The organism is Pseudomonas sp. 2822-17, from assembly GCF_002742485.1.
GTDB classification, from domain to species: Bacteria; Pseudomonadota; Gammaproteobacteria; order Pseudomonadales; family Pseudomonadaceae; genus Aquipseudomonas; species Aquipseudomonas cyclaminis.
The window spans coordinates 262002-271287 of the sequence record NZ_LJRZ01000300.1 but is presented as its reverse complement, the minus strand read 5'-3'; the positions used below and the strand labels follow the sequence as shown (position 1 = coordinate 271287).

Sequence of the window (9286 nt, the reverse complement as noted above, 5' to 3'; positions counted from 1 at the left end):
TCAAGCTGCCTTTCTGGCCGTGACGAACGCCGCAAGGCTGGCCACGTTGGTGAAGTGATTGCGTGTGTCCTTGGCGTCGGCATCGATCTTGATGCCGTACGTTTTCTGGATTGCCAGGCCCAATTCCAGGGCGTCTACCGAATCCAGGCCCAGGCCTTCGCCGAACAAGGTCTGCTCGCTGCCGATGTCGTCGGGGCTGATGTCCTCCAGGCCCAGGGCCTCGATGATCAGCATCTTTATGTCGTGCTCAAGGCGGTGTTGGTCGCTCATCTTCGGCGAGCTCCTTAATGAAATAGTGGTGCAGGTAATCGTTGAGCTTGCGTGAAGCCTGAGGCGCGGGCCCCAGTGTTGCGAACGCCTGTGGTTCTATATCGGCCCCCACGCGCAAACTGAAGTGAAAACGGCGTTTGGGGATGCGATACCAGGGTTCGGCCTTGGTCAAGGTGGTGGGGCTGACCTTGATCACCACGGGGGTGATGATTGTCGCACCCCGCAGCGCAATGGCGGCGCCGCCGCGATGAAAGGCGGGCGCTGCGCCGGGCGTGGTGCGGGTGCCTTCAGGGAAGATGATCAGCGTCTGGCCTTCGCGCAGGGCGTCGGCGGCGGCATCCAGCATCTCTGCGCTGCCGTCATTGCTGATATAGCCGGCATCGCGTATCGGCCCACGGGTGAACGGGTTCTGCCACAGGCTCTGCTTGACCACGCAGTTGGTCTGACGCATCAGGCCGATCAGGAACACCACATCGATCAGCGACGGGTGGTTGGCGACGATCATCTGGCCAGGGCGACCGAGTTTCTCGGCGCCTTCGACGCTGTAGGTCAGCACGCCCGCGCGTTGCATCAGGCGAATAAAGAACCAGAACAGCTTGCTGATGGTGTGACGGGCGCGACGCTGATGCTTGTCGGCGCTGCCCGGCAGGCAACTGAGCACCGGAAACACCAGCAAACGCAGGCACAGCCCACCGACACCAAACAGGAAGAAGCTGGCGGCGGTGGCGAACAGGCGCCAGTAATAGGCGTCCCGTGGCTTGTCGGTCAGGGCTTGCGTTGCCAGTTCCATACACGGTTCTTCCAGGCATGTTGGCAGGCACCCTGTTCGGTGAGCAGGGTGCGCAGCAGGTTCAGGGCATGGGGCCACTGGGTTTGAGTGGCTTGGACAGTGCCGGGCGTGAGTTCCAGTTGCCACTCGTCGCCTGGGGTCAGCAGCAGGCCGAGGGCGTAGGGGAAGGGCACGTCAACGATCCAACTGGCGTAGGCCTCGGGCGGCTGTTCTTCGGTGATTACCAGCAAAACAGCCGGGGCGCCTTCGTTGAGCAGCGCGGCGGCTTCCAGCAGGCCGTGCTCCAGGCCGTCGCCGGCGGCGGCGAGGGCGGTCATTTCACTGGTTTCATTGCGCAGGATCGACCACAGGCCAATCACCGCGTTATGCACCGACAGGCTGAACTGGGTTGGCGACAGGGGCTGGTCGTTGGCCAGGTCACTGAGGATGTCGAGGGTGCGCGGGGTTTCGCCATGCCGGGAAATAAACACCAGCGGCAGGTCTTGCAGGCCTTCGGCCAGCGGCCAGCCCACGCTGAACGCCATGCGTGCCAGCCGGCTCAGGCGGCGGCGCTGCATAGCAGGCAGGAACGACACGTCGGGCGAGGCATCGCTGGCGGGCAGCAGCGCAGGGGCCTGGCACCAGGCGTGCCAGTCGTGCGCACTCTCCAGCCCTGGGGCCCAGGCGCGCCATTGGGCGATATTGAAGTTGATCACTGAGAAGTTATCCCGCCCCTGCGGGCTTCCATGTGCGGCTTTTGGCCCCGAATACCGGGACAGGGAGCAATCGCCGAATGGCGCGCATTATCCCGGTGCCGTGGGGTTCTAGCAAACTTTGGTAAAGGTTTGTTCACGGCGGAATACAAATTGTTGGTAAAGATTTACAGATTGTCCGTTATGGACGGCTGGGTTGGCTTGTCGGCCCGTTCCTAATCACTCGTACGTGACTTGCCTTTGATGCAGCGATGCATTGTTGAACGAGGTAGCTAACAGGCGCTTTTGCCCTCTACACTCGGACATTCATTGATACACGGAGGTTTTTCCATGCGGCGTGTGGTGTTCAATCAGAAAGGCGGCGTTGGCAAGTCCAGCATCGCCTGCAACCTGGCGGCGGTCAGCGCCAGCGAAGGCTATCGAACCCTGTTGGTGGACCTCGATGCACAAGCCAACTCTACCCAGTACCTCACCGGGCTGACCGGCAACGACATCCCCATGGGGATCGCGGACTTTTTCAAGCAAACCCTGTCTTCCGGACCGTTTTCGAAGAAGAACAAGGTCGATATTTACGAAACGCCGTTCGACAACCTGCACGTGATCACCGCCACCGCAGAGCTGGCGGACCTGCAGCCTAAGCTTGAAGCCAAGCACAAGATCAACAAACTGCGAAAGTTGCTGGATGAACTGGCCGAAGATTACGACCGGATTTATCTCGATACGCCACCGGCACTGAATTTTTATGCGGTTTCAGCATTGATTGCCGCTGATCGTGTGCTGATCCCCTTCGATTGCGACAGCTTCTCGCGTCAGGCCTTGTATGGCCTGCTGGCTGAAATCGAAGAATTGAAGGAAGACCACAACGAAGGCCTTGAAGTGGAAGGCATCGTGGTCAACCAGTTTCAGGCCCGAGCGAGCCTGCCGCAGCAGATGCTGGAGGAGTTGATCGCCGAAGGCTTGCCGGTGCTGCCGGTGTACCTGGCCAGTTCGGTGCGCATGCGCGAGTCGCACCAGGAGAGCAAGCCGCTGATCCACCTGGACCCTCGGCATAAACTGACGCAGCAGTTTGTGGAGTTGCATAACCTGCTGGAAAGCGCCTAGATCGAGTGTGGGAGGGGGCTTGCCCCCGATAGCAGTGTGTCAGCCAGCCCACCTGGTACTGATCCACCGCCATCGGGGGCAAGCCCCCTCCCACATTTGATCCCGTTGATTGAGGGGCTGGTTTACACCCCTTGGCTGCGCAACCAGCTCATCAACTGCGGCAACGGAAATGCGCCGCTCTGGCGCGCCACTTCGCGGCCGTTCTTGAACAGAATCAAACTGGGAATCGAGCGAATCCCCAACTGCGCCGACAACTGCTGATTGGCCTCGCTGTCCAGCTTGGCCAGCCGACACTTGGCCTCCAACTGCCCGGCCGCCTGTTCGAACACCGGCGCGAACGACTTGCACGGCCCGCACCAGTCGGCCCACACATCGACCAGAAGCGGCAGGTCGCCCTTGATCTGGCTGGCGTAGTCGCCTTGTTTCAGCTCAAAAGGCTTATTCAACAACACCTGTTGCTTACAACGCCCGCATTTGGGCGCATCTCCCAGGCGTTCGCCGGGGATGCGGTTGAGGCCGTTGCAGTGAGGGCAGGGGATGACGAGAGGTTCGGACATTGAGGGCTCCTTGGAAGTGGCCAATGGCACTGTATTTGGAGTCGGGGGCTAGGTTTATCAAGTCAGGCAGATGCGACTCATCCGCTCACAGTTCTGCCCATGTCGAAGCGAGATTGTCTATCTAGGCTGCTAGAGCCGGTTTTGTCTTGAACCATTGGTCTGCTTGTGGCTATAGCAAATTGCGATAGTCGCAATTCGGGTTTAGCCTCCATAGCACGATGCGATAAGGATGTTGCATGCGAGTCATCAGTGAAAAAAGGATTTGGGAAGCAAAGGAAAAATGGCCCCGTTCCGCAGCGGCGTTGGATCAGTGGTATCGCATCATCAAGCGAAATTCCCCCAAAGACTTTGCGGCGATGAAAACCATGTTCCCCGCCACCGATAAGGTCGGAGCGTTTCATGTATTTGATATTGGAGGCAACAAGCTTAGGTTGATTGCTAGCGTGGAGTATCAGGTGCAGCACGTTTACATCAAGCACCTGCTTGATCACCGCGATTATGAGAAAGACAAATGGAAGGAAAAAATCAGATGAGCGCGCTTATGCGAGTCGCGGTCGAACACTGGCAATTCGTTTCGCCAGTACTACGAAAGCCGGAAAACGAGGCAGACTACGACGCGATGGTAGGCTGCCTGGACGAGTTATTGAGCCTAATCGGTGAAGATGAGGACAGCCCGCTGATGAGTTTGGTGGACATCCTCAGCGATTGGATCGAAGCCTATGATCATGCGCATCGGCCAATGCCCGTCGCCAGTGGTGTAGATGTGCTGCGCTATATGATGCGCGAGCACAACCTCACCCAGAGCGACTTGCCGGGCGTTGGTGCTCAATCGGTTGTGTCCGAAGTACTGAGCGGCAAGCGCCAGCTCAACGTGCGGCAGATTCGTTGGCTGGCGGAGCGTTTCGGTGTTTCAGTGGAAACCTTTATCTAAAGATTTCACGACGAACAACTTATCTCCAAATGCTTGCCCCAATCCGGCGGCCGCTGCGCGTATTGTTCCATTCCGGCCTGTTCCTCAAACGGCTTGGAAAGCACCTCATGCAGCCGCCGCACTTCGCTGTAATCGCCTGATTCTGCGGCGGTGATAGCGTTCTGTGCCAGGTAGTTGCGCAGGATGTACAACGGGTTCACCGCGTGCATCCGCTCACGGCGCTGCTCTTCGCTGCAGTTCCCATCCCGTGCGACACGTTCCTTGTACTGCTCGGCCCAGGCGTCAAACCCAGCCATGTCGACAAAATCATCGCGCAACCGCGCCACGGCCAGCGCTGCGGATTCATCCCCCAAACGGCGGAAGAACAGGGTGTAGTCCACGCCGCTGTTCTGCATCAGCTTGAGCAGGCGCTCCACCAATTTCTGGTCGTCGCCTTCGGCTGTGGTCAGCCCCAGGCGGCGGCGCATCAGGTCGAGGTAGTGGGCCTGGTAGAACGGCAGGTATAGGCCCAGGGCTTCCTTTAAGGCTTCAACGCTGATAAACGGCGTCAGCGCCTGGGCCAGCGCGCTGAGGTTCCACTGGCCAATCGGCACTTGGTTGCTAAACGAGTAGCGTCCTTCATGGTCGGAATGGTTGCAGATGAAGTGCGCGTCAAAATCATCCAGAAACGCAAACGGCCCGAAGTCGAAGGTGATGCCCAGGATCGACATGTTGTCGGTGTTCATCACGCCATGGCAGAAGCCATAGGCCTGCCATTTGGCGATCATCTCGGCATTGCGTTCGACGATTTCGCGGAACATCGCGAGGTAAGGTTCAGGCTGTTCCTTGCACTCGGGGTAGTGCAGTGAAAGCACGTGCTCGGCCAGTTCCGCCTGCTGCTCTGGTTTCTTGGTGTAGTAGAAATATTCGAAATGCCCGAAGCGGATATGGCTCGGCGCCAGGCGCAGCACCATCGCCCCGCGCTCCTGTTTTTCGCGCCATACCGGCGTGCTGGAGCCGATCACGCACAGCGCACGGCTACTGGGGATGCCCAGCGCGTGGAGTGCTTCAGAGGCAAGAAACTCCCGAATCGACGAGCGCAAAACCGCACGGCCATCGCCCATCCGCGAGTAAGGCGTCATTCCGGCACCCTTGAGGTGCAGGTCCCAGTGTTCGCCGGCCTGGTTGTACACCTCGCCGAGCAACAACCCACGGCCATCGCCCAACTGCGGGGAATAGCCGCCAAATTGATGCCCGGAATAGACCATCGCACGCGGCTCAGCTTCGGCCCACAGCTTGTGGCCGCCGAACAGCTCGGCGAATACCGGCGTGTCGGCCACCGTCGGGTCGAGGTCGAGCAGGGCCATGGCGGCATCGCTCGCCACGACAAGGCGCGGCTCGTCGAGGGGCTCGGGCAAAACGTGGGTTGAGAACGCGTCGCCCAGGCGTGCGAAGCGGTTGTCGAAGGTCAGTTCGTCGAGGGCTTTCACCGGCCATCTCCAGCAGAATGTCCGAACATTCTGCTGGGGATAGGGCGTTTAGTCGAGTTTGCTCGGTGGCGGTTCCGGCGCGTCTTCGACTTTACCGGGCGGCGGCTCGGGGGCGTCCTGCTCTGCGGCAGGCGCGGCGATGGTCTTGCGATCATCCTCGACCGGCACCAGTTTGTACTCCTGGCCGTGCATGTTCTTGAGGTACACCTCCATCTGCCGGAACGAGATGTTGATGTGCTGCTTCTTGAACTCGCGGTTGATATAGCGGTTGACCTCGTCCAGCACTGGGTTGCGGTCACCGAGGTCGCGCACGTGCATGCGCAGCTCGTGGTCGAGGGTGCTTTCGCCGAAGTTGAGGAAATACACGTGAGGTTCCGGCTCCTTCAGAACCCGTGGGTTTTCCCTGGCAGCCTTGAGCAGCAATTCCCTCACAAGGTCCAGATCAGAGCCGTAGTCCACGCCCAGCTTCAGGGTGACGCGGGTGATGGTGTCGGTCAGCGACCAGTTGATCAGTTGCCCGGTAATGAACGTCTTGTTCGGGACAATGATGTCCTTGCGGTCGAAGTCGGTGATGGTGGTGGCGCGGATGCGGATCTTGCTCACCGTGCCCGACAGGTTGCCGATGGTGATGGTGTCGCCGATACGCACCGGGCGTTCGAACAGGATCATGATGCCGGAGATGAAGTTGGCGAAGATCTCCTGCATGCCGAAGCCCAGGCCCACCGACAGTGCGGCCACCAGCCATTGCAGCTTGTCCCAGCTCACGCCGAGGGTAGACAGGGTAGACACGAAGCCCACGCCGGCAATCACATAGGACAGCAAGGTGGTGGTGGCGTAGGCGCTGCCCTGGGCCAGGTCCAGCTTGGACAGTACCAGCACCTCCAGCAGACCGGGCAGGTTGCGCGCCAGGGCGAAGGTGATGCCGATGATGATCAGCGCGCCGAGCAAGTCGCCGATGCTGATAGGCACCATGCTGATATTCGCACCCGTGCCGCTGGTGTATTCGTACAGCGTGACGTTATCCAGGTAGGAAAACACCGAGATCAGGTCCGACCACACCCAGTACAGCGCGGCGATAAAGCCGCCAAGCAGGGCCAGGCGAATCAGGCGCATGGACTGTTCGTTGACCTGTTCGATGTCCAGGGTCGGTTCTTCGATCACGGCTTCGCCATCACCGGCTTCCTTGGCGGCCTGGCGTTTGGCCAGGGCTCGGGCATAGGCCAGGCGGCGGGCGGCAACGCCCAGGCCACGCACGAAGGTGGCTTCGATCACCAGCCAGAACATCAGCAGGTACAGGGTGTTGATCAACCGGTCGCTGAGTTTCAGGGCGGTGTAGTAGTAGCCGAAGCACACGGCAATAAACAGCGCGATGGGCAGTGCGGTAAACAGCAGGCCCACGGCTTTGCGGAACAGCGAGGCTTTTTCGTGGGTCGGGCTGTGCAGCAGCAGGCGCCCGAGCAGCCAGGCCATCAGCGCATAGCACGTCAGGACCACGGCGATGCCTAGCACGTCGTCGGCCAGTGCCGCCGGTTGATGCTCGGCAATCGCCACCACGGCCACCAGCGCCAGTACGACCAGGCCGAGTTTACGCACCCAGCCTTGCAGGAATTCGACCTGGGGTTTTTCCCAGCGAAAATGCAGTTCGGCCACGCCGCCCGGCGCCAGGATGCGGTAGGCGGTGTAGAACACCAGCCACGCCTGGGCGATCTGCAGCAATGCCGCGCCCAGGTTGGCGTTTTGCCCACGGGCGTCGATTTGCAGCGCATAACCGCACAGCGCCAGGCCCAGGGCTACCGGCATCGCCAGCAGGATATTCACCAGGATCGCCTGCGGCGTGTGCCACTGGCTGTCGCGTTTGAAGTGGCCGATGTCCAGGTGGACCCTTTTCAGGCGGGCGTACAGCGCGGTGCGCCGCCACAGCAGGAAGCCGATCAACAGCAACAGCGGCAGGAACAGCAATGGGCGCTGGGTCAGGCCGTCATACAGCTCACTGACGCTGGAGGCCCAGGGCAGGGTGGTGACTTGCTTGCTCAGGTGCGCCGGCACGGTCTCCAGCCACTCGGTGTCCAGCGGCTTGTTGCTCGGGATCCAGAACATCTGCTCGTCGAGCGTGGCGCGCAGGGTGGTGGCGGTGCTGAGCAGTTGTTTCTGGTTGAGTTGCAGGGTGATGGATTCGTTGAGCAGTGCACTCAGCTCGCGGCTCAAGCGCTCCAACAGGTCGCTGCGGGTGACCGCCAGTTCCAGCAGGGTGCGGCGCAGTTGCGGGGTGACGTCGTCCGGTGGCTGGTTGGCCAGCAGGTTGTCGACATAAGTACTGGGGGAACTGATCAGTTCGCGTTGCTGGTTGACCTCGAACTGGTACAGGCGAATGTTGGCAATGTCGTCGGCCAGGTCACGGTCCACGGTCAGGCGCGGCAGTGCCTGTTTTTGCTTATACAGAATCTTCGACAGCAGCAGGCTGCCCTTGAGCACACTGATTTGCTCATCCAGGGCTGAGTCGCTCTGGGTCACGGTGTCCAGTTGCTGCTTGGTCTGCAGGTTCTTCTGGGTCAGGTCGTTGAGGCGGTCGGTGCTTTTGAGCAGGTAGTCGGAAAGCTTCAGGTTGGCCGCACTTTCCGTGGCCAACAGGCTGCTGCCTCCGGCCTTTTGCGCTTCGATGGACTGCTGGGTCACGGTCTGTTGGGACTGGGCCAGGCGCTTCTGGTTGATCAGGGTTTGCAGGTCCTGGATCTCTTGTTCCAGACGCGCGATTTTTTCCACCACCAGGTCATGCTGGCTGTTGCCCAGGTCTTGCAGCTGGCTGTTGCCGGCCAGTTCCTGGCGGCGCAGGGGGATCAGGGCATTGAGTGCGGCGAGCTCGGCGTTCAGTTGGTTGCGTTGGTCGCTGTTAAGCGCTTTGCCATTGTCCTTGCCGGCCTTTAGCGTCGAATTGATCTGCAGGATGCGCGTCTGGCTGCTGCTGATTTCGGTCTGGGCGCGTTCGGGGCGGGTCTGGGCGGCGATGGTCAGGCTGTTGGCTTCGGCCAGGTCTTTTTGCAGGTCGCCTTGCTGGGTGGTGCGCTGCACTAGCAATTGCTCAAGCTGCGGCACCGGCAGCGTGGCATAGCGCTGGGCCACCGGGATGATTTTGGTAGCCTTGAGGCGGGTCAGCTCGCGCTGGTTTTCGCTGGTCTGGCGCGGCGCGTCTTCCAGCTGGCGCTTGAGCTCGACCAGGCGCTGCTCGTAATCCTGCTGGTTGCCCAGATACGTCAGGGTCTGCTGCAGGATGGTTTGCAGCGCCTTCATGTCGGCGTCGGGCAGCTTGCGGTCGGGCAGCTTGTCCAGGGTTTGCTGGATGGCATCGGCGCTGGGCGGGTCGGCGGCATAGACGCTGCCGAAACAAAGGGTCAGGCCCAGCAGGGCAGTGGCGAGAAACGTGCGCAGGGTTGGCATAGACACCGGTCTTGCAAGGTGAAGAATCGGGAGCGTGCTGTCGC

Annotated in this window: 9 protein-coding genes; 3 read left to right on the top strand and 6 right to left on the bottom strand. The window is 60.5% G+C overall.

The features are described 5' to 3' along the window. The 3 genes from AOA60_RS06785 to AOA60_RS06775 are packed head-to-tail and all read right to left on the bottom strand — an operon-like array spanning position 1 to position 1755. Positions 1-270 (bottom strand): phosphopantetheine-binding protein, encoded by a 270-nt coding sequence (locus AOA60_RS06785; protein ID WP_078823008.1) that lies wholly within the window; start codon positions 268-270, stop codon positions 1-3. Further along, positions 248-1060, bottom strand: coding sequence for a 1-acyl-sn-glycerol-3-phosphate acyltransferase (locus AOA60_RS06780; RefSeq protein WP_099583752.1), 813 nt, complete (start codon positions 1058-1060; stop codon positions 248-250). The genes AOA60_RS06785 and AOA60_RS06780 overlap by 23 nt, the downstream gene beginning before the upstream one ends. Next, on the bottom strand, positions 1036-1755 hold the full coding sequence (locus tag AOA60_RS06775) for a beta-ketoacyl synthase chain length factor (protein ID WP_099583751.1): 720 nt from the start codon (positions 1753-1755) through the stop codon (positions 1036-1038). The genes AOA60_RS06780 and AOA60_RS06775 overlap by 25 nt, the downstream gene beginning before the upstream one ends. 327 nt (positions 1756-2082) lie before the next feature. Between AOA60_RS06775 and AOA60_RS06770 the strand changes: the two genes are divergently transcribed. Beyond that, positions 2083-2853, top strand: a complete 771-nt coding sequence (locus tag AOA60_RS06770) for a ParA family protein (RefSeq protein ID WP_099583750.1) — start codon at positions 2083-2085, stop codon at positions 2851-2853. Between the two features lie 122 nt (positions 2854-2975). Here the strand turns inward: AOA60_RS06770 and trxC are convergent, their stop codons facing one another. Further along, complete coding sequence (gene trxC / locus AOA60_RS06765) at positions 2976-3410, bottom strand: thioredoxin TrxC (RefSeq protein ID WP_099583749.1); 435 nt, start codon at positions 3408-3410, stop codon at positions 2976-2978. Positions 3411-3646: 236 nt separating this feature from the next. Between trxC and AOA60_RS06760 the strand changes: the two genes are divergently transcribed. Both AOA60_RS06760 and AOA60_RS06755 read left to right on the top strand, forming a co-directional pair. Then, positions 3647-3943 (top strand): type II toxin-antitoxin system HigB family toxin, encoded by a 297-nt coding sequence (locus tag AOA60_RS06760; RefSeq protein WP_099583748.1) that lies wholly within the window; start codon positions 3647-3649, stop codon positions 3941-3943. After that, entirely contained in the window at positions 3940-4341 is a 402-nt protein-coding gene (locus AOA60_RS06755; protein ID WP_099583747.1) for a type II toxin-antitoxin system HigA family antitoxin, read from the top strand. The genes AOA60_RS06760 and AOA60_RS06755 overlap by 4 nt, the downstream gene beginning before the upstream one ends. Positions 4342-4346: 5 nt before the next feature. Here the strand turns inward: AOA60_RS06755 and selO are convergent, their stop codons facing one another. Further along, positions 4347-5810 (bottom strand): protein adenylyltransferase SelO, encoded by a 1464-nt coding sequence (gene selO / locus AOA60_RS06750; protein WP_099583746.1) that lies wholly within the window; start codon positions 5808-5810, stop codon positions 4347-4349. 48 nt (positions 5811-5858) lie between these two features. Next, entirely contained in the window at positions 5859-9242 is a 3384-nt protein-coding gene (mscK, locus tag AOA60_RS06745; RefSeq protein ID WP_099583745.1) for a mechanosensitive channel MscK, read from the bottom strand. Positions 9243-9286: the final 44 nt, after the last annotated feature.

Excerpts from the sequence above, each read along its gene's own strand:
- trxC (WP_099583749.1), bottom strand. The coding sequence starts at position 3,410 with ATGTCCGAACCTCTCGTCATCCCCTGCCCTCACTGCAACGGCCTCAAC.
- AOA60_RS06760 (WP_099583748.1), top strand. The coding sequence starts at position 3,647 with ATGCGAGTCATCAGTGAAAAAAGGATTTGGGAAGCAAAGGAAAAATGG.
- AOA60_RS06780 (WP_099583752.1), bottom strand. The coding sequence starts at position 1,060 with ATGGAACTGGCAACGCAAGCCCTGACCGACAAGCCACGGGACGCCTAT.
- mscK (WP_099583745.1), bottom strand. The coding sequence starts at position 9,242 with ATGCCAACCCTGCGCACGTTTCTCGCCACTGCCCTGCTGGGCCTGACC.
- AOA60_RS06785 (WP_078823008.1), bottom strand. The coding sequence starts at position 270 with ATGAGCGACCAACACCGCCTTGAGCACGACATAAAGATGCTGATCATC.
- AOA60_RS06755 (WP_099583747.1), top strand. The coding sequence starts at position 3,940 with ATGAGCGCGCTTATGCGAGTCGCGGTCGAACACTGGCAATTCGTTTCG.
- AOA60_RS06770 (WP_099583750.1), top strand. The coding sequence starts at position 2,083 with ATGCGGCGTGTGGTGTTCAATCAGAAAGGCGGCGTTGGCAAGTCCAGC.